The sequence below is a fragment of the Alloalcanivorax venustensis ISO4 genome, assembly GCF_015356855.1.
Classification (GTDB): Bacteria; Pseudomonadota; Gammaproteobacteria; order Pseudomonadales; family Alcanivoracaceae; genus Alloalcanivorax; species Alloalcanivorax venustensis.
The window spans coordinates 40,045-59,600 of sequence record NZ_ARXR01000002.1 but is presented as its reverse complement, the minus strand read 5'-3'; the positions used below and the strand labels follow the sequence as shown (position 1 = coordinate 59,600).

17 protein-coding genes and 2 tRNA genes are annotated in these 19,556 nt (G+C 64.1%); 18 read left to right on the top strand and 1 reads right to left on the bottom strand.

The window, feature by feature from the left end; translation table 11 throughout:
• Positions 1 to 10 precede the first annotated feature (10 nt).
• The 4 genes from dapB to greA all read left to right on the top strand — a co-directional run bounded on the left by dapB (position 11) and on the right by greA (position 6,034).
• A complete protein-coding gene (dapB, locus tag ISO4_RS01520; RefSeq protein WP_228547830.1) occupies positions 11 to 838 on the top strand; it encodes a 4-hydroxy-tetrahydrodipicolinate reductase in 828 nt (275 codons plus the stop codon).
• A gap of 209 nt (positions 839 to 1,047) precedes the next feature.
• Positions 1,048 to 2,184: a glutamine-hydrolyzing carbamoyl-phosphate synthase small subunit gene (gene carA / locus ISO4_RS01515; protein WP_067612405.1), complete on the top strand. Its 1,137-nt coding sequence runs from the start codon at positions 1,048 to 1,050 to the stop codon at positions 2,182 to 2,184.
• Between the two features lie 91 nt (positions 2,185 to 2,275).
• Positions 2,276 to 5,494 (top strand): carbamoyl-phosphate synthase large subunit, encoded by a 3,219-nt coding sequence (gene carB, locus ISO4_RS01510; RefSeq protein ID WP_194854907.1) that lies wholly within the window; start codon positions 2,276 to 2,278, stop codon positions 5,492 to 5,494.
• Between the two features lie 63 nt (positions 5,495 to 5,557).
• Positions 5,558 to 6,034: a transcription elongation factor GreA gene (gene greA / locus ISO4_RS01505; protein ID WP_194854906.1), complete on the top strand. Its 477-nt coding sequence runs from the start codon at positions 5,558 to 5,560 to the stop codon at positions 6,032 to 6,034.
• 13 nt (positions 6,035 to 6,047) lie between these two features.
• Here the strand turns inward: greA and ISO4_RS01500 are convergent, their stop codons facing one another.
• Positions 6,048 to 6,359 (bottom strand): YhbY family RNA-binding protein, encoded by a 312-nt coding sequence (locus ISO4_RS01500; RefSeq protein ID WP_142948303.1) that lies wholly within the window; start codon positions 6,357 to 6,359, stop codon positions 6,048 to 6,050.
• 112 nt (positions 6,360 to 6,471) lie between these two features.
• Between ISO4_RS01500 and rlmE the strand changes: the two genes are divergently transcribed.
• The 14 genes from rlmE to rpsO all read left to right on the top strand — a co-directional run bounded on the left by rlmE (position 6,472) and on the right by rpsO (position 19,533).
• The gene (rlmE, locus tag ISO4_RS01495; protein ID WP_142948304.1) at positions 6,472 to 7,089 is read left to right on the top strand and encodes a 23S rRNA (uridine(2552)-2'-O)-methyltransferase RlmE; all 618 of its coding nucleotides are present in this window, start codon (positions 6,472 to 6,474) and stop codon (positions 7,087 to 7,089) included.
• A gap of 66 nt (positions 7,090 to 7,155) precedes the next feature.
• Positions 7,156 to 9,075: an ATP-dependent zinc metalloprotease FtsH gene (gene ftsH, locus ISO4_RS01490; protein WP_194854905.1), complete on the top strand. Its 1,920-nt coding sequence runs from the start codon at positions 7,156 to 7,158 to the stop codon at positions 9,073 to 9,075.
• Between the two features lie 10 nt (positions 9,076 to 9,085).
• Positions 9,086 to 9,925: a dihydropteroate synthase gene (folP, locus tag ISO4_RS01485; RefSeq protein ID WP_142948306.1), complete on the top strand. Its 840-nt coding sequence runs from the start codon at positions 9,086 to 9,088 to the stop codon at positions 9,923 to 9,925.
• Between the two features lie 32 nt (positions 9,926 to 9,957).
• Positions 9,958 to 11,292 (top strand): phosphoglucosamine mutase, encoded by a 1,335-nt coding sequence (gene glmM / locus ISO4_RS01480; protein ID WP_194854904.1) that lies wholly within the window; start codon positions 9,958 to 9,960, stop codon positions 11,290 to 11,292.
• A 16-nt stretch (positions 11,293 to 11,308) separates the two neighbouring features.
• Positions 11,309 to 12,058 (top strand): triose-phosphate isomerase, encoded by a 750-nt coding sequence (gene tpiA, locus ISO4_RS01475; RefSeq protein ID WP_194854903.1) that lies wholly within the window; start codon positions 11,309 to 11,311, stop codon positions 12,056 to 12,058.
• A gap of 8 nt (positions 12,059 to 12,066) precedes the next feature.
• On the top strand, positions 12,067 to 12,549 hold the full coding sequence (gene secG, locus ISO4_RS01470) for a preprotein translocase subunit SecG (RefSeq protein ID WP_142948309.1): 483 nt from the start codon (positions 12,067 to 12,069) through the stop codon (positions 12,547 to 12,549).
• An 11-nt stretch (positions 12,550 to 12,560) separates the two neighbouring features.
• Positions 12,561 to 12,647: transfer RNA gene (locus ISO4_RS01465), tRNA-Leu, on the top strand.
• A gap of 199 nt (positions 12,648 to 12,846) precedes the next feature.
• Positions 12,847 to 12,923, top strand: a tRNA-Met gene (locus ISO4_RS01460).
• 136 nt (positions 12,924 to 13,059) lie between these two features.
• Positions 13,060 to 13,515, top strand: a complete 456-nt coding sequence (gene rimP / locus ISO4_RS01455) for a ribosome maturation factor RimP (protein WP_067610333.1) — start codon at positions 13,060 to 13,062, stop codon at positions 13,513 to 13,515.
• Between the two features lie 33 nt (positions 13,516 to 13,548).
• Positions 13,549 to 15,054, top strand: a complete 1,506-nt coding sequence (gene nusA / locus ISO4_RS01450) for a transcription termination factor NusA (RefSeq protein WP_142948310.1) — start codon at positions 13,549 to 13,551, stop codon at positions 15,052 to 15,054.
• 61 nt (positions 15,055 to 15,115) lie between these two features.
• Entirely contained in the window at positions 15,116 to 17,815 is a 2,700-nt protein-coding gene (gene infB / locus ISO4_RS01445; protein ID WP_142948311.1) for a translation initiation factor IF-2, read from the top strand.
• Between the two features lie 13 nt (positions 17,816 to 17,828).
• On the top strand, positions 17,829 to 18,245 hold the full coding sequence (rbfA, locus tag ISO4_RS01440) for a 30S ribosome-binding factor RbfA (RefSeq protein WP_067610759.1): 417 nt from the start codon (positions 17,829 to 17,831) through the stop codon (positions 18,243 to 18,245).
• Between the two features lie 16 nt (positions 18,246 to 18,261).
• The gene (gene truB / locus ISO4_RS01435) at positions 18,262 to 19,182 is read left to right on the top strand and encodes a tRNA pseudouridine(55) synthase TruB (protein ID WP_142948312.1); all 921 of its coding nucleotides are present in this window, start codon (positions 18,262 to 18,264) and stop codon (positions 19,180 to 19,182) included.
• 81 nt (positions 19,183 to 19,263) lie between these two features.
• On the top strand, positions 19,264 to 19,533 hold the full coding sequence (gene rpsO / locus ISO4_RS01430; protein WP_067610763.1) for a 30S ribosomal protein S15: 270 nt from the start codon (positions 19,264 to 19,266) through the stop codon (positions 19,531 to 19,533).
• The last annotated feature ends 23 nt before the right edge of the window (positions 19,534 to 19,556 follow it).

Sequence of the window (19,556 nt, the reverse complement as noted above, 5' to 3'; positions counted from 1 at the left end):
GGCAAACGTGATGAAAGTAGGCATTATCGGCGCCGCCGGGCGCATGGGCCGGATCCTGATGGAGGCCACCCTGGCCAACCCCGACACCGAGCTGGCCGCCGCCGTGGACGTGCCCGGCTCCAGCCTGATCGGCGTCGACGCCGGTGAGTTGATGGGGCAGGGGCGCCTGGGCGTGACCCTGGCGGACAACCTGGAACAGGTCGCCGGCGACGCCGACGTGTTCATTGATTTCACCGTCCCCGAGGCCACCGCGCGCAACGTGGAAATCTGCCGCGCCGCCGGTACCCGGCTGGTGATCGGCACCACCGGGCTGAGCGCGGACCAGCAAGCGGCCCTGCGCGACGCCGCCGAGGAGATCGCCATCTGCTTCGCGCCCAATTACTCGATCGGCGTGAACCTGTGCTTCAAGCTGCTGGAGACCGCCGCCCAAGTGCTCGGCGACGATGTCGACATTGAGGTGATCGAGGCCCATCACCGCCACAAGATCGATGCACCCTCGGGCACCGCGCTGCGCATGGGCGAGGTGGTCGCGCAGACGCTGGGCCGCGATCTGGACCAGTGCGCGGTCTACGGCCGCGAAGGCCGCACCGGCGAACGCGACCGCCAGACCATCGGTTTCGAGACCATCCGCGCCGGTGACATCGTCGGCGAGCACACGGTGCTGTTCGCCGCCGACGGCGAACGGGTGGAAATCACCCATAAGGCGTCCAGCCGGATGTCGTTCGCACGCGGCGCCGTAAGGGCCGCGGTATGGCTGGCCGAGCAGCCCAAAGGCCTGTTTGATATGCAGGATGTACTGGGTCTGGCCGGCGAAAGTGCCGGTTGGGGCAAACGTTAGGGCAGTCTCGGCGTGACAGCGTGCCGTGAACGTCCTAAAATACGGCCCTGCCCAAGATGGGCGAGCGGGTGGCCGAGTGAAGATGTGTATTTCCTGAAAAGCGAGGTGGAGCAATCCATCTCGCTTTTTTGCGAACCCTGCCGAACGGTTGCGGTAATGCACGGCCCCCGCCACCGATCTCCCAAGTCCCTATCCGCCAGGAGGTTGCGTTGACGGTACCCGCCATTCTAGCTCTGGAAGATGGAAGCCTCTTTCGGGGTGTCGCCATTGGCGCCACGGGTGAAACCGTGGGTGAAGTGGTGTTCAACACCGCCATGACCGGCTATCAGGAAATTCTCACCGATCCGTCTTATGCCAAGCAGATCGTGACCCTGACCTATCCACACATCGGCAATACCGGGGTGAACCCGGAAGACGATGAATCCGATCGCGTCTGGGCCGCTGGCCTGGTGATACGCGATCTCACGCTCACCGTGAGCAACTGGCGCGCCCAGGAGTCCCTGCCTGAGTACCTCAAGGCCCGGGGCATCGTCGCCATCGCCGACATCGACACGCGCCGGCTGACGCGCATTCTGCGCGACAAGGGCGCCCAGAACGGCTGCATTCTGGCCGGCGACGATGTGGACGAAGCCCGCGCGCTGGCCGCCGCCCGCGACTTCCCCGGCCTCAAAGGCATGGACCTGGCCAAGGAAGTCAGCGTGAAAGCGCCGTACCAGTGGAAAGAGGGCACCTGGGACCGGGTCGAAGGACACCGTGAACAGAGTGACACCCGCTACCACGTGGTGGCCTACGATTACGGCTGCAAGCGCAATATTCTGCGCATGCTGGCGGATCGTCATTGCAAGCTCACGGTGGTGCCGGCGCAGACGCCCGCCGCCGAGGTGCTGGCGATGAAGCCCGACGGTGTCTTCCTGGCCAACGGCCCCGGGGACCCGGAGCCCTGCGATTACGCGATCACCGCGATCCGCGAAATCGTGGAGACCGGGCTGCCGGTGTTCGGCATCTGCCTGGGGCATCAGCTGCTCGGCCTGGCCAGCGGCGCGCGCACCCTGAAGATGAAGCACGGCCACCACGGCGCCAACCATCCGGTTAAGAATCTGGAAGACGGCACCGTGATGATCACCAGCCAGAACCACGGTTTCGCGGTGGACGAAAGCACGCTGCCCGACAACGTGAAGACCACCCATGTGTCGTTGTTCGACGGCTCCCTGCAGGGGATTCACCGTACCGACGTGCCGGCGTTCAGCTTCCAGGGTCACCCGGAAGCCAGCCCCGGCCCGCACGACTGCGCGCCGCTGTTCGATCATTTCATCGAACTGATGGAGGCCCGCGGCAGCGCCGGCTGACAACAGGAAACACGGGCGGCGCGGCCGCCCGAAGCGTCCGGCCGCGCGTCGGACCCAAGCGAAACGCTCGAATCTGGACGGTTACTCAGACATGCCTAAACGGACTGATATTCAAAGCATCCTCATCATTGGCGCCGGTCCGATCGTGATCGGCCAGGCCTGCGAGTTTGACTACTCCGGTGCCCAGGCGTGCAAGGCCCTGCGCGAGGAAGGCTTTCGGGTGATTCTGGTGAATTCCAACCCGGCCACCATCATGACCGATCCGGCCATGGCCGACGCCACCTATATCGAACCCATCACCTGGGAAACGGTGGCCAAGATCATTGAACGCGAGCGCCCGGACGCGCTGCTGCCCACCATGGGCGGCCAGACCGCGCTGAACTGCGCGCTGGATCTGGAGCGCCACGGCGTACTGGCCAAGTTCAACGTCGAAATGATCGGCGCCAACGCCGACACCATCGACAAGGCCGAGAACCGCGACCGCTTCGACAAGGCGATGAAGAACATCGGCCTGGAGTGTCCCAAGGCGAAGATCGCCAAAACCATGGACCAGGCCTGGGAAATCCAGCAGGAGCTGGGCTTTCCGTCGATTATCCGGCCGTCGTTCACGATGGGCGGCTCCGGCGGCGGGGTGGCCTACAACAAGGAAGAGTTCGAGGAAATCTGTACCCGCGGCTTCGACCTGTCGCCCACCCACGAACTGCTGATCGACGAGTCGCTGCTGGGCTGGAAAGAATACGAGATGGAGGTTGTCCGCGATAAGAACGACAACTGCATCATCGTGTGTACCATCGAGAACTTCGACCCGATGGGCGTGCACACCGGTGATTCGATCACCGTGGCGCCGGCGCAGACGCTCACCGACAAGGAATTCCAGGTGATGCGCGACGCCTCCCTGGCGGTGCTGCGCGAGATCGGCGTGGAAACCGGCGGCTCCAACGTGCAGTTCGGCATGTGCCCGGACACCGGCCGCATGGTGGTGATCGAAATGAACCCGCGGGTGTCACGCTCCTCGGCGCTGGCCTCCAAGGCCACCGGTTTCCCGATCGCCAAGGTGGCCGCCAAGCTGGCGGTGGGCTACACCCTCGACGAGCTGCAGAACGAGATCACCGGCGGTGCCACGCCGGCCTCCTTCGAGCCGTCCATCGATTACGTGGTCACCAAGATTCCGCGGTTCAACTTTGAAAAGTTCGCCGCCGCCGATCCGGTGCTCACCACGCAGATGAAATCCGTGGGCGAGGTGATGGCCATCGGCCGCAACCTGCAGGAGTCCCTGCAGAAGGCGATGCGCGGGCTGGAAACCGATTCCGTGGGCTTCGATCCCAAGATCGACCTGAACGCGCCGGACGCCTCCGAGCGCATCGCTCAGCTTCTGTCGACGCCGGGCCCGGAGCGTATCTGGATTGTCGGCGACGCCTTCCGCAGCGGCCTGAGCGTGGACGATGTCTTCCACATCACCCAGATCGACCGCTGGTTCCTGGTGCAGATCGCCGACCTGATCGCCGAAGAGCAACGGCTCGAGCCGGGCAGCTTCAGCGACCTGGACAAGGCGCGTTTGTACGCGCTGAAGCGCAAGGGCTTCTCCGACGCGCGCCTGGCGCAGCTGCTTGGCGTCAAGGAAGCGGACGTGCGCGCCAAGCGCCGCGAAATGGGCGTGCAGCCGATCTTCAAACGGGTCGATACCTGCGCCGCCGAGTTCGCCACCAGCACCGCGTACATGTACTCCAGCTACGACGAGGAGTGCGAATCGAACCCCTCCGACCGTGACAAGATCATGGTGATCGGTGGCGGCCCCAACCGTATCGGCCAGGGCATTGAGTTCGATTACTGCTGTGTGCACGCCGCCTTCGCCATGAAGGACGACGGCTACGAGACCATCATGGTCAACTGCAACCCGGAGACCGTATCCACGGATTACGACACTTCCGACCGCTTGTACTTCGAGCCGGTGACCCTGGAAGACGTGCTCGCCATCGTCGATATGGAAAAGCCCAAGGGCGTGATCGTTCAGTACGGCGGCCAGACGCCGCTGAAGCTGGCCCGTGACCTGCAGGCCGCCGGCGTGCCGATCATCGGCACCAGCCCGGACGCCATCGACGAGGCGGAAGACCGTGAACGCTTCCAGCACATGGTCAATAAGCTGGGTCTCAAGCAGCCGCCCAACCGCACCGCCCGTTCCATGGACGAAGGCATCAAGCTGGCCGAGGAGATCGGCTACCCGCTGGTGGTGCGTCCCTCCTACGTGCTCGGCGGCCGGGCCATGGAGATCGTCTACAACGAGGCGGAACTGCGCAGCTACATGAACAACGCGGTGAGCGTGTCCAACGACTCGCCGGTGCTGCTCGACCGCTTCCTGGATGACGCCATCGAAGTGGACGTGGACGCCATCTGCGACGGCACCGACGTGGTGATCGGCGGCATCATGCAGCACATTGAACAGGCCGGCGTGCACTCCGGTGACTCCGCCTGCTCCCTGCCGCCGTACTCCCTGGGCAAGGAAGTGCAGGACGTAATGCGCGAGCAGTCCGCCGCCATGGCCCTGGAGCTGGGCGTGGTGGGCCTGATGAACGTGCAGTTCGCGGTCAAGGGCGAGGAAGTCTATGTGCTGGAAGTGAACCCGCGCGCCTCGCGCACGGTCCCCTACGTGTCCAAGTGCATCGGCGTGTCCCTGGCCAAGGTGGCGGCGCGCTGCATGGCCGGCACCTCGCTCAAGGCGCAGGGCTTCACCGAGGAAGTGACGCCGCGCCACTACTTCGTCAAGGAAGCGGTGTTCCCGTTCGCCAAGTTCCCCAAGGTGGACCCGATTCTCGGCCCGGAAATGAAGTCCACCGGCGAGGTGATGGGCATTGGCGCCACCTTCGCGGAAGCTTTCGGCAAGGCGTCCCTGGGCGCCGGCGAACGGCTGCCCGACGGCGGCACCGCCTTTATTTCGGTGCGCGACGCGGACAAGAACGCCGCCGTGGACGTGGCCCGTTCACTGATCCGCCATGGTTTCCGGCTGGTGGCCACGCGCGGCACCGCGCGCATGCTCTCCGAGGCCGGGCTGGACGTGAAGCCGGTCAATAAAGTACTGGAAGGGCGTCCGCATATCGTCGACATGATCAAGAACGACGAGGTGGACCTGATCGTCAACACCACCGAGGGCAAGCAGGCGATCCGCGATTCCTTCGCGATTCGCCGCTCCGCCCTGCAGCACAAGGTGTTCTACACCACCACCATTACGGCGGCCCACGCGGTTTGTCAGGCGATGGCCATCAGCGGCGAACCCGAAGTTCGCCGGCTGCAGGACCTGCACGCCGAAATGCATTAACCGTAAGTCGCCTCGGGGCCGTCCCCGGGGCGGGCCCAAGGAAGACATTAAGAGGTTAATACTATGCAACGTGTTCCCATGACCACCGCGGGCGCCGAGGCCCTGCGCAAGGAACTCGATCAGCTTAAAAAAGTGGACCGTCCGCGCATTTCCGCCGCCATCGCCGAAGCCCGTGAGCACGGCGACCTCAAGGAGAACGCCGAGTACCACGCGGCGCGCGAGCAGCAGGGGTTCTGTGAAGGCCGGATCCAGGACATCGAGAGCAAGCTGTCCAACGCGCAGATCATCGACATCACCAGCATTCAGAACACCGGCAAGGTGATCTTCGGCGTCACCGTGACCATCGTCGACGTGGACTCCGATGAAGAGAAGGTCTATCAGATCGTCGGCGACGACGAGGCGGACATCAAAAGCGGCAAGCTGAGTGTCAACTCACCCATCGCCCGCGGCCTGATCGGCCGGGAAGAGGGGGATACGGTGCAGATCGACACCCCCGGTGGCACCAAGGAATACGAGGTCGACAAGGTCGAACACTTGTAAGGCGCCGGCGCCTTCAGACGTCGGCGCGCAGTACGTTCGAGAGTTTCGGATCCGGCTTGGCGGCGGCCCGGTAGATCAGCGCGATATTACCGATACGCTGTACCAGGTCGGCGCCGGTGCTTTCGCACAGGCTTTCCACCATGCCGGCGCGCTGCTCCCGGGTGGACGCATTGATCTTCACTTTGATCAGTTCGTGGTCCTCAAGGCGGCCCTCCAGCTCTTCCAGGAAGGTTTCAGTGAGACCCTTGTCACCGGAAATCAGTACCGGCTTCAGATGGTGGCCGATACGGCGCAGGCGTTTCTTGTCCTGTTGGCTCAAAGGCATGGTGTTCTCCAAAAACGGAGCGCTATTCTAGGGAACCGGGGCGGTCCCCCGCAATCACCGCCTTGCGCCGTCTCCGGCGCCGGCAATCCAGGCGCGACTACCCAAGGCTATTATGGCGAAATCGAAAAGCAGCCAGCGCTGGCTCAAAGAGCACTTCGACGACCACTGGGTGACCCGCGCCCGGGCCGAGGGCTACCGCTCCCGGGCCAGCTTCAAACTGCTGGAAATCCACGAAAAGGACAAGCTGTTCCGCCCCGGCATGACGGTGCTCGACCTGGGCGCGGCGCCGGGCGGCTGGTCCCAGGTGGCCGGCCGCCTGGTTGGTTCACGGGGCACTGTCGTGGCCAGCGATATTCTCGCCATGGATGCGATCCCCGACGTCACCTTCGTACAGGGCGATTTCCGGGAGCAGGCGGTCTATGAGCAAATCGTGGCCCATCTCAATGGGCGGAAAGTCGACCTTGTATTGTCCGACATGGCCCCCAATATGAGTGGGAACAAGGCGGTGGATCTGCCGCGCTCCATGTACCTGGCCGAACTGGCCCTGGACATGGCGCTGAATGTTCTGGAACCCCGGGGCGCCTTTCTGGTCAAGGTGTTCCACGGCGAAGGGTTCGATCAGTACCGCAAGGCCCTGCAAGGCCATTTCCAGCGGGTGGTCAGTCGCAAACCGGCGGCCAGCCGACCGCGCTCTACCGAGGTGTACCAATTGGGGTCGCACCTGAAGTAGTGTAGAGTTGAAAGTCTGTCAGTACGCGCGAATGCGCCCAGTAAGGCGAGGTCTCCCTTGAACGACATGACCAAGAATATTGTGCTGTGGCTGGGGATCGCCGGGGTCCTCTATGTAGTGGCCTCCAGCATCAACACCCAGCCGACTCAGCAAATGCTGAACTACTCCGCGTTCATCGATAACGTGGAGAACGGCAATGTGGATCAGGTCACCATCGGTGACACCCGTATTTCCGGCCAGATGAACGACGGCACCCGCTTCGAGACCGTCAAGCCGCCGGCGATGGACACCAACCTGATTCCCACGCTGATCCAGAACGAAGTGGAAGTGACCGGTAAGGAACCCGAGCGTCAGGGCTTCCTGACCCAACTGTTCCTGTCCGTGCTGCCGATTCTGCTGATCCTGGCGATCTTCATCTTCTTCATGCGCCAGATGCAGGGCGGCGGTAAAGGCGGCGGCGGGCCGATGACGTTCGGCAAGTCCAAGGCCCGCCTGATGGGCGAAGACCAGATCAAGACCACCTTCGCCGACGTGGCCGGCGTGGAAGAGGCCAAGGACGAAGTGCAGGAACTGGTCGAGTTCCTGCGTGATCCCGCCAAATTCCAGCGTCTTGGCGGCAAGATTCCCCGTGGTGTGCTGATGGTCGGCTCGCCGGGTACCGGTAAGACCCTGCTCGCCAAGGCCATCGCCGGCGAAGCCAAGGTGCCGTTCTTCAGCATTTCCGGCTCCGATTTCGTGGAAATGTTCGTCGGCGTGGGCGCGTCCCGGGTCCGTGACATGTTCGATCAGGCCAAGAAGCACGCCCCCTGCATCATCTTTATCGACGAGATCGACGCCGTCGGCCGCAGCCGTGGCGCCGGCCTGGGCGGCGGTCATGACGAACGCGAGCAGACCCTGAACCAGCTGCTGGTGGAGATGGACGGTTTCGACGACAACGACGGCGTGATCGTGATCGCCGCCACCAACCGTCCCGACGTGCTGGACCCGGCGCTGCTGCGCCCGGGCCGCTTCGACCGTCAGGTGACGGTGCCGCTGCCGGACATCCGTGGCCGCGAGCAGGTGCTCAAGGTGCACATGCGCCCGGTGCCCATGTCCGAGGACGTGGACGCCTCGCTGATCGCCCGCGGCACGCCGGGCTTCTCCGGCGCGGACCTGGCCAACCTGGTCAATGAGGCGGCGCTGTTCGCGGCCCGCGCCAACAAGCGCGTGGTCTCCATGGAGGACTTCGAGAAAGCCAAGGACAAGATCCTGATGGGCGCCGAACGCCGCTCCATGGTGATGAGCGAGAAAGAGAAGCTGAACACCGCTTACCACGAGTCCGGCCACGCCATTGTCGGCCGGCTGGTGCCGGATCACGATCCGGTCTACAAGGTCAGCATCATCCCCCGTGGCCGCGCCCTGGGTGTGACCATGTACCTGCCCGAGGAAGACAAGTACTCGGTGTCCAAGCGGGCGCTGGAATCCTCCATCTGCTCGCTGTTCGGCGGCCGTATCGCCGAGGAGATGACGCTTGGCTTCGACGGTGTCACCACCGGGGCCTCCAACGACATCGAGCGGGCCACCAAAATGGCCCGGGCGATGGTCACCAAGTGGGGCCTGAGTGAAAAGATGGGCCCGCTGGCCTACGAGGAAGACGAGGGCGAAGTGTTCCTCGGCAAGCAGATGTCCCAGCGCAAGCACGTTTCCGAGCAGACCTCCGAGGAGATCGACCGGGAAGTGCGCGCCATCATCGACAGCTGTTACCACCGGGCCAAAGACCTGCTGGAAAGCAACCGCGAAAAGCTGGATCTGATGGCGGAAGCCCTGATGCAGTACGAAACCATCGACGCGGACCAGATCAGCGACATCATGTCCGGCCACAAGCCCCGTCCGCCGAAGGACTGGCGCGACCAGGGCCCCGGCCCCGGCGCCTCCGCCTCTTCGGACGAGTCCGGCGACGGTCAGACCGGCGACGACGCCATAGGCGGGCCCGCCAATACCCATTGATGATGGTTCGATGAACACCAACACGCTGAGCTGTGGGGCGCGGACACTGGATTTGTCCGCGCCCGTCGTTATGGGGGTCCTGAATGTGACCCCCGATTCGTTTTCCGACGGTGGCCGCTACACCTCCCTGGATGCCGCGCTGCGCCAGGCCGAGCAGATGCTCGCCGACGGCGCCGCGATCATCGACGTGGGCGGCGAGTCCACCCGGCCGGGCGCCGCGCCGGTCTCCGAGCAGCAGGAGCTGGACCGGGTGATCCCGGTGGTGGAGGCCCTGCACCGGGAGCTGGACGCCCTGGTTTCCGTGGACACCAGCACGCCGGCGGTGATTCGCGCCTGCGCCGACGCCGGCGCCGGCATGATCAACGACGTGCGCTCATTGCGCCGTCCGGGCGCCCTCGAGGCCGCCGCCGGTACCGGTTTGCCGGTGTGCGTGATGCACATGCAGGGCGAGCCCGGCACCATGCAGAACGACCCCTTCTACGAAGACGTCACCGCCGAGGTGATCGCGTTCCTGGAGCAGCGCGTCGCCGCCTGCGTGGACGCCGGTATCCCCCGCGACAAGCTGCTGGTGGATCCGGGTTTTGGTTTTGCCAAGACGGTGCAGCATAATCTGCGTTTGCTGGCGGAGCTGTCGCAGCTGGCGCGGCTGGAACTGCCCCTGCTGGTGGGCCTGTCGCGCAAGTCCCTGTTCGGCAAGGTTCTGGACCGCCCGGTGGAACAGCGCCTGGCGGGCAGCCTGGCGGCGGCGGTGATGTGTGTGGAGCGGGGCGCGCGTATCGTGCGCGCCCACGACGTAAAAGAAACCGTGGACGGTGTGCGTTTCGCCCACGCCGTGCACCGCAGCCTGTAAACGATGACGGTGCTGCTTCAGGGAGGCTAAGGATGAGTCGCAAATATTTCGGCACCGATGGCATTCGCGGCACCGTCGGGGAACCGCCGATCACGCCGGATTTCGTGCTCAAGCTGGGCTGGGCCGCCGGCCGGGTGCTGGCCGCCCACGGTGGCAGCAAGATCCTGATCGGCAAGGACACCCGCATTTCCGGGTACATGTTCGAGTCGGCCCTGGAAGCGGGCATTTCCGCCGCCGGCGTGGACGTCAGGCTGCTCGGGCCCATGCCCACACCGGCGATCGCCTATTTGACCCGCACCCTGCACGCCCAGGCGGGCATCGTGATTTCCGCGTCGCACAACGCCTACACCGACAACGGCATCAAGTTTTTCGGCGACAACGGCCGCAAGCTCAGCGATAAGATCGAAGCGGAAATCGAACGCATGCTGGATGAGCCGATCTCGGTGGTCGCCACCGACCGTCTCGGCAAGGTGCGCCGCATCGACGACGCCCGCGGCCGCTACATCGAATTCTGCAAAAGCACCACGCCGGGGCTCAATCTGCACGGTCTGAAAATCGTGGTGGACACCGCCAACGGCGCGGCCTATCACATTACCCCGGACGTTCTGGAGGAGCTGGGCGCCGAGGTGGTGGCGATCGCCAACCAGCCGGACGGCTTCAACATCAATCTGGAGTGCGGCTCCACCAAACCCGAGGCGCTGTGCCGGCGGGTGGTCGCCGAGGGCGCCGATCTCGGGCTGGCCCTGGACGGCGACGCCGACCGCCTGATCATGGTGGACGATCAGGGCACCCTGGTGGACGGCGACCAGCTGCTCTATCTGATCGCCCGCGACCGCCAGCGCCGGGGCCGGCTCAATGGCGGCGTGGTCGGCACCCTGATGTCCAACCTGGGCCTGGAGTTGGCGCTCCAGGATCTGGATATTCCCTTCGCCCGCGCCAAGGTCGGCGACCGTTACGTGATGGAGCAGCTCGATCAGCGTGGCTGGCTGCTGGGCGGCGAGTCGTCTGGGCATCTGGTCTGCCTCGACCGCACCTCCACCGGCGACGGCACCGTGGCGGCGCTGCAGGTGCTGGACGCGCTGCGCCGCGAGGGCCTGTCCCTGCGCGAGGCGGCCCTCGCCGCGCCGCTGTTGCCGCAGACGCTGATCAACGTGCGCGGCAGCCGGCGGGACGGGTTCATGGAAGAGGACGGCGTGCGCGCCGCCATCGATAAGGTGGAGCAGGAACTGGGCCGTAACGGCCGTTTATTGTTGCGCCCCTCCGGCACGGAGCCGCTGGTGCGGGTGATGGTGGAAGGCAAAGACGCCGACCAGGTGGAGCGGCTCTGCCGCCATCTGGCGGAGGCCGTGGAAACGGCGATCGCATGACAGGAGCAACGCTCGAATGACAAGAACACCGTTAGTGGCGGCGAACTGGAAGATGAACGGCCGGTACGGCCTGGTCGCCGAACTGGGCGCCGCGCTGGCGGCGGCGGATCTGGGCCGCGCGGAAGTGGCGGTGTGCCCGCCGTTCCCGTACCTGCAGGCGCTCGGCGCCGAACTGAAGGACAGCGGCATAGGGCTGGGCGCGCAGACCCTGTGTGACCACGAGGACGGCGCCTTCACCGGGGAAGTATCGGCGGAAATGCTGGTGGATATGGGCTGCCGCTACGTGATCGTCGGCCACTCGGAGCGCCGCGAGCACTTCGGCGAGGACGACGACCTGGTGGCCAGCAAGTTTCTGCGCGCGCAAAAGGCCGGGCTGATACCGATTCTGTGTGTCGGCGAAACCCTGCGCCAGCGAGAAGCCGGCGACACCGAGCATGTGGTGGTCCGGCAGCTGATGGCGGTGGTGGAAGCCGCCGGCAGCGTCGCTTTCGACCGCGCGGTGCTGGCCTATGAGCCGGTCTGGGCGATCGGAACCGGCCTCACCGCTTCGCCGGAACAGGCCCAGGCGGTGCACGCCGACCTGCGTGCCGCCCTGGCCGCCCGCGACCCGGATGTGGCCGCCGGCCTACGCCTCCTTTACGGCGGCAGCGTAAAGGCGGATAATGCCGCCCCTCTGTTTGCCCAGCCGGACATCGATGGTGGACTGATCGGCGGGGCCTCACTGAACGAAAAAGAATTTATCGCCATTTGTCGGGCGGCAGGTTGATTTAACTTATGGATATTGTGCTTCATGTGGTGCACGTGCTGGCGGCCCTCGGTCTTATCGGCCTGATCCTGATCCAGCATGGCAAGGGGGCCGACGCCGGCGCCTCTTTCGGTGGCGGCGGTTCGCAGACCGTATTCGGCAGCGCCGGGTCCGCCAATTTTCTGACCCGTTTCACGGCGGTTCTGGCGGTGGTGTTTTTCGTCACCAGCCTGGGCCTGGCCTGGATGGCGCGCCAGGAAGCGGAAGGCGCGGGCAGCTTCCTGCCGGCCCTGGAATCCGTGGACGATCAGGACGTGCCGGCGCTGGACGACGCCGACGAGCCGGTCTCCGGCGACGTACCGTCCACCGGCCCGGCCCAGGGCGCGGACGTTCCCGCCGAGGCGCCCGGGATGGATTCCGGGAAATCTGAAAAAGAGACTTCAGATGTGCCGTCGGCTGGGTTAGAATCCCCGGCCCCGGATGAGACGACGTCCGATTCCGGGAAGCAGTAAATCAGTTCTTCGCCGAAGTGGTGGAATTGGTAGACACGCTATCTTGAGGGGGTAGTGACCTTACGGTCGTGCCGGTTCAAGTCCGGCCTTCGGCACCAAAATCAGGACAGGTTCCGTTTGGAGCCTTCCGCGGCTTCCAAGGAAGCCCGCGGTTTTTTCAGCCTGGTCCCCGGGGCGGGGCAGGGCTGGAAGCAACCGCCGGAAGATGAGTATAAATCCTGGAAAAATAAACGTTTTTTTCAGGATTAGGTTTGACAAAACCGGCGTGAATATTTAGTATTTGCGCTCGATTTCAAGTGCGGGGTGGAGCAGTCTGGTAGCTCGTCGGGCTCATAACCCGAAGGTCGTAGGTTCAAATCCTGCCCCCGCTACCACTTATCAGGGCCGACTCCCGGTTCTGACGAACAAAAAGCCCCTCTAGAAGGGGCTTTTTGCTATACACAACCGGGGTCGCAAGTGGGAATGGGCGTTATGCCCATTTTTTGTTTGTGGCACCGGAAAAGAGAGGCAATGTCGAAACGCGCGGAACAACTCAAGGAGCTGCTGGCTCCCGTGGTGGAAGACCTGGGTTATACGCTCTGGGGTGTGCAATATCTCCAGGGCCGCGGTGCGGTATTGCGTCTTTTTATCGACCACGATGACGGCATTAACGTCGACGATTGTGCCCTGGTGAGCCACGAGGTGAGTGGCGTACTGGACGTGGAAGATCCGATTCCCGGTGATTACAACCTGGAAGTGTCCTCCCCGGGTCTGGATCGCCCTCTCTTCGAGCTTTCCCACTTTGAACGCTACCAGGGCGAATCCGTGCAGCTCACGCTGCTGGCCCCGGTGGCGGGCAAGCGTAAAATGACGGCGACCCTGGTGGCCGTGGACGGCGACACGCTGGTAATGGAGCTTGATGGCGAAAGCCTGCGCGTTCCTTACAGTCAGGTGGATCGCGCCCGATTACAGCCTCGCTTTGATTGAGCGTGCCCTGGAGAATTTTGTAAAGGCCTGGCCATGAACAAAGAAATCCTGCTGGTAGCGGAAACAGTTTCCAACGAGAAAGGCGTCAGCCGCGACGTGATCTTCGAGGCCATTGAATCGGCCCTGGCGGCGGCGACCAAAAAGCGCTTCAAGGAAGAAGATGTGGAGATTCGTGTCGAGATCGACCGCGTCAGCGGCGACTCACGCACCTTCCGCGTCTGGCACGTGGTGCCCGATGAAGAGCTCTATGAATTCGGCCGTCAGCTGACGCTGGATGAAGCCCACGAGCACGACGAGAAGCTGCAGATCGGCGACACCTATGAAGAAGAGGTGGCGTCGGAAAGCTTCGGTCGCATCGCGGCGCAAACGGCGAAACAGGTGATCGTGCAGAAGGTGCGCGAAGCGGAGCGGCGTCAGATCGTCGAAGAGTACCGCGACCGCATCGGCGAGCTGATCAGCGGCGTGGTCAAGAAGGCCAGCCGTGATTCCATCGTGCTCGATCTGGGGGCCAACGCCGAGGCGCTGATCACCCGCGAGCACATGATCACCCGCGAGAGCGTGCGCCAGAATGACCGCCTGCGTGCGTATCTGCTGGGCGTCAACGAGGAAAACCGGGGCCCGCAGCTGTTCGCCAGCCGCGCCTGCCCGGAAATGCTCGTCGAGCTGTTCAAGATCGAAGTGCCGGAGATCGGCGAAGAGCTGATCGAGATCAAGGGCGCGGCCCGTGACCCGGGTTCGCGCGCCAAGATCGCGGTGAAGACCAACGATCAGCGTATCGACCCGGTGGGCGCCTGCGTCGGCATGCGCGGCGCGCGGGTACAGGCCGTTTCCAACGAGCTGGCCGGCGAGCGCATCGACATCGTGCTGTGGGACGACAACCCGGCGCAGCTGGTGATCAACGCCATGCAGCCGGCGGAAGTCGCTTCCATCGTCGTCGACGAGGAAAGCCACACCATGGACATCGCGGTGGAAGACGAATCCGCGCTGGCCCAGGCGATCGGCCGCAGTGGTCAGAACATTCGTCTCGCCTCCGAGCTGACCGGCTGGGAGCTGAACGTGATGACCACCGATGACGCCGAGAACAAGCAGCAGGAAGAAGCGGAAAAAGCGCTGGAAACCTTTATGGCGTTCCTCGACGTGGATGAGGACGTGGCCGGCGTGCTGGTGGATGAAGGCTTCTCCACCCTCGAGGAAGTGGCCTACGTGCCCACCGAGGAAATGCTCGCCATCGAAGGCTTCGACGAGGACATCGTCGAGGCGCTGCGCCAGCGGGCCAAGGACGCGCTGCTGACCCGGGCGCTGGTATCCGAAGAGAAATTTGATCAGGCCGAACCCGCCGACGACCTTCTGGCAATGGAAGGCATGGACCGTGATCTGGCGGTGGAATTGGCCTCCCGAGGCATCGTCACCATGGAAGACCTTGCCGAACAAGCGGTGGACGACCTGCTCGACATTGAAGGGCTGGAGGAAGAGCGCGCGGCCCAATTGATTATGACCGCCCGTGCCCCCTGGTTCGAAGGCGAGGAAGCCGGCGAATAAGTAGCACGCCGGAATTTGAAGCAGGGCGCCACCAAGACGCGGACAGGAGAGTGTTGCTGACATGGCAGAAACGACCGTAAAGAAACTGGCCGACGTGGTTGGCATCCCGGTGGATACACTGCTCACGCAGATGAAGGAAGCCGGATTGCCACACACGGACGCCGGTGAAGGCGTCTCGGACGAACAAAAGCAGCAGCTGCTCGCGCACCTGCGCAAGTCCCATGGTGCCCAGGATGCGGAGCCCAAGAAGATTACCCTGAAGCGGCGCTCCACCAGCACCATCAAGACCACCGGTGCCGCGGGCAAGGCGAAAACGGTAAACGTGGAAGTGCGCAAGAAGCGCACCTACGTGAAGCGCGCCGCGGTGGAAGAAGAGGAGCGCCTGGAGCAGGAGCGCCTGGCCGCCGAAGAGCAGGCACGCATCGAAGCCGAGGAAGCCGCCAAGCGCAAGGCCGAGGAAGAGGAAGCCAAGCGCAAGGCGGAAGAGGAAGACGCCCTTCGCCGCGAGCAGGAAGCCAAGGCCCGCGCCGAGCAGGAGCGCCAGGCCGGCGAAGAGAAAGCCAGCCAGGAGAAGACCAAGCGGACCTCCGTGCCCAAGGCGTCCACCAAGAAGGTGGCGAAGGAAGAAACCCCCGAGCAGCGTGCCCAGCGCGAAGAGGAAGAGCGCAAGCAGCGTGAAGCCGAAGAGGCGCGCCGCAAGCAGGAGGCCGAAACCCGCAAGAAAGCCGAGGAAGAGGCCGCCCGCCGCACCGCCGAGGAAGCTCAGCGCATCGCCGAGGAGCTGGAGAAGCGCGGCGGCGAGCCCGAGCCGGCGAAAACAGAAGAGGAGGACGACAAAGGGTCCTCCATCGTCCGTGATGCCGTTGAAGCCGGTTATCGCACCGAGGAGCGTCAGTCCCGCCGCCGCCGTCGCAAGAAGGGTTCGGTCGGCGTGGCCCATGGCCAGATGCGCAGCTCCATGAACAAACAGCACGGGTTCAAGAGCCCCACGGAGAAAATGGTATACGACGTAGAGATTCCCGAGACCATCACCGTGGCTGAGCTGGCCCAGCGGATGAACATCAAGGCCAAGGAACTCATCAAGGCAATGATGAAGATGGGTGAAATGGCCACCGTCAATCAGTACATCGACCAGGAAACGGCGGTACTGCTCACCGAGGAAATGGGCCACACGCCCAAGCTGGTGAAAGGCGAGGAAGAGGCGCTGGAAGACGATCTGGCGGATCTGGTGGATTACACCGGCATCGAGGAAGGACCGCGTGCGCCGGTCGTGACCATCATGGGCCACGTCGACCACGGCAAGACCTCGCTGCTGGACTATATCCGCAAGGCCAAGGTGGCGGCCGGTGAAGCCGGCGGCATTACCCAGCACATCGGCGCCTACCACGTGCAGCACGAGAAAGGCATGATCACCTTCCTGGATACCCCGGGCCACGCGGCGTTCACCGCCATGCGGGCGCGCGGTGCCCAGGCGACGGACATCGCGATCATCGTGGTGGCCGCGGACGACGGCGTGATGCCGCAGACCGAGGAAGCGATCAACCACGCCAAGGCGGCGGGTATCCCGCTGATCATCGCGGTCAACAAGATCGATAAGGAAAACGCCGACCTGGATCGGGTTAAAACCGAGCTGGCCGGCAAGGACGTGATCCCGGAAGAGTGGGGCGGCGAGTACCAGTTCGTGAACGTGTCCGCGCACTCCGGTCAGGGTATCGACGAGCTGCTGGACGCGGTGCTGCTGCAGTCCGAACTGCTGGAACTGCGTGCCCCCGCCACCGGCCCGGCCGGCGGTGTGGTGATCGAATCCCGCATCGAGAAGGGTCGCGGTACCGTGGCCTCGGTGCTGGTGCAGTCCGGTGAGCTGCAGGTCGGCGACATGCTGCTGGCCGGCGCCCACTACGGCCGCGTCCGCGCCCTGGTCGACGAGACCGGGCAGCAGGTCAAGAAGGCCGGTCCGTCGATTCCGGTGGAAGTGCTGGGCCTGGACGGCGCACCGGAAGCCGGCGAGCAGATCCAGGTGGTGCCCGACGAGAAGAAGGCCCGCGAAGTGGCGGAATTCCGCCAGGACCGCGACCGCGATCTCAAGCTCAAGCGTCAGCAGGCCTCCAAGCTGGAAAACCTGTTCGAGAACATGGGCAGCAAGGAAGCCAGCCAGGTCAACATCGTGCTCAAGACCGACGTGCGCGGTTCTCTGGAAGCCCTGGTCGGCGCCCTGCACGACCTGTCCACCGACGAAGTGAAGGTGAGCCTGGTGTCCTCCGGCGTTGGCGCGATCAACGAATCCGACGTCAACCTGGCGATCACCAGCGAGGCGGTACTGCTGGGCTTCAACGTGCGTGCCGATTCCAAGGCCAAGCGTCTGTGCGAGCAGGAAGGCATCGACCTGCGTTACTACAGCGTCATCTACGAGCTGATCGATGACGTCAAGCAGGCCATGAGCGGCTTGCTGGCACCGGAGAAGCGCGAGGAGATCCTCGGCGTGGCGGAAGTCCGCGACGTGTTCCGCTCCTCCAAGTTCGGCGCCGTGGCCGGCTGTATGGTGGTGGAAGGCACCCTGTACCGGAACCGCCCGATCCGCGTGCTGCGCGACGACGTGGTGGTGTTCGAGGGCGAGCTGGAATCCCTGCGCCGCTTCAAGGACGACGTCCAGGAAGTCCGCAACGGCGTCGAGTGTGGTATCGCCGTGAAGAGCTACAACGACGTCAAGGCCGGCGACAAGATCGAAGTGTTCGAAGTGAAGGAGGTGGCGCGCTCTCTCTGAGTGCGCCCTCGTTATGAGCCGTCATCGCCGCCCCAGTGGTTTTCAGCGCACCGACCGCATCGCGGATCAGATTCAGCGTGAGCTGTCGCGGTTGCTTCAGTTTCAGCTGAAGGATCCACGCGTGGGGCTGGTGACGGTGCAGGACGTGACCGTATCCCGGGATCTGTCCTACTCCGACGTCTATTTCACCCTGTTGGGTGAAGGGGCCGAAGCGGGCTACGAGGCCGAGAAGGTGCTCACCGGCGCCGCCGGCTTCCTGCGCAGCTCGCTGGCGCAGACCCTCAACACCCGCACCACGCCGAAATTGCGTTTTCACTATGACGAAACACCGGAGCGCGCCTCGGAGCTGTCGCAGCTGATCGACGAGGCGCGCGCCGAGGATCGGGAATTGCGTCCCGATCAGGACGACGACGACACCAAGAACGATTGATCACGGAGCGAAGACAGTGGGAAAACGGCGCCGTGGAGGTCGTGATCTGAATGGCATTCTGTTGCTGGACAAGTCCCAGGGCGTGACCAGCAACGGGGCCCTGCAAATGGCCAAGAAAATGTTCGCCGCGGCCAAGGCCGGGCACACCGGCAGCCTGGACCCGCTGGCCACCGGCATGCTGCCGATCTGTTTCGGCGAGGCGACCAAGTTCAGCCAGTTTCTGCTGGACGCGGACAAGCGCTACCGGGTCACCGCCCAGCTGGGCGTGGCCACGGAAACCGGCGACGCGGACGGCGAGGTGCGTGAAACCCGCTCGGTGAACGTGACCGAAGGGCAGGTGGCCGAAGCTTTGGAGCGGTTTCTCGGCGACATCGAGCAGATCCCCAGCATGTATTCGGCGATCAAGCACCAGGGCACGCCGCTCTACAAGCTGGCCCGTGAGGGCATCACCGTGGAGCGCCAGCCGCGCCCGGTGACCATCCACGAAATCAAGGACGTGCGCCTGGAAGAGGGCGACCGGGTGGATTTCGAGGTAGCCTGCTCGAAAGGCACCTATGTGCGCTCGCTGGTCGAGGATCTCGGCGAAGCGCTGGGCTGCGGCGGCCATGTGGCCGCGCTGCGCCGGCTTTCCGCGGGGCCCTACCCGGCGGAGCGCATGCTGACCCTGGAGCAGCTTGGCGAGATCAAGGCGGAGGGCGGTTTCGAGGCCCTGGACGAATTGCTCTTGCCTTTGTCGACCAGCGTGGCAGACTGGCCGCGCGTCCAGCTGGCCGAGAGCGCCGCGCACTACCTGCGCCAGGGCCAGCCGGTGATGACCAGTGACCGTCCCCTGGACGGCTGGGTAAGTATTTATGAAGCTTCCACCGACACCTTCATGGGCGTCGGTGAAGTGCTGGAAGACGGGCGCATCGCGCCGCGTCGTCTGGTATCCGGCTGACCGAGGGTCGGCCTTCAACGAGGGCGGCGGCTGTAAATATGCGCGGCCGACCGCGACTTAACCGCATATTGGAGCGAAAAAATGGCTTTGACCACCGAGCAAAAAGCACAAATCCTGAAGGATTTTGCCCAGAAGGAAGGTGATACCGGTTCCCCGGAAGTGCAGGTTGCCCTGCTGTCCGAGAACATCAACCAGCTTCAGGGTCACTTCAAGGATCACCACAAGGATCACCACAGCCGTCGCGGCCTGATCCGCATGGTTAACCAGCGCCGTAAGCTGCTGGACTACCTGGCCGGCAAGAACCGCGACCGCTATCTGAAGTTGATCGAACGTCTGGGCCTGCGCCGCTAAGCAGGCCCCGGTGTGACCGGTGA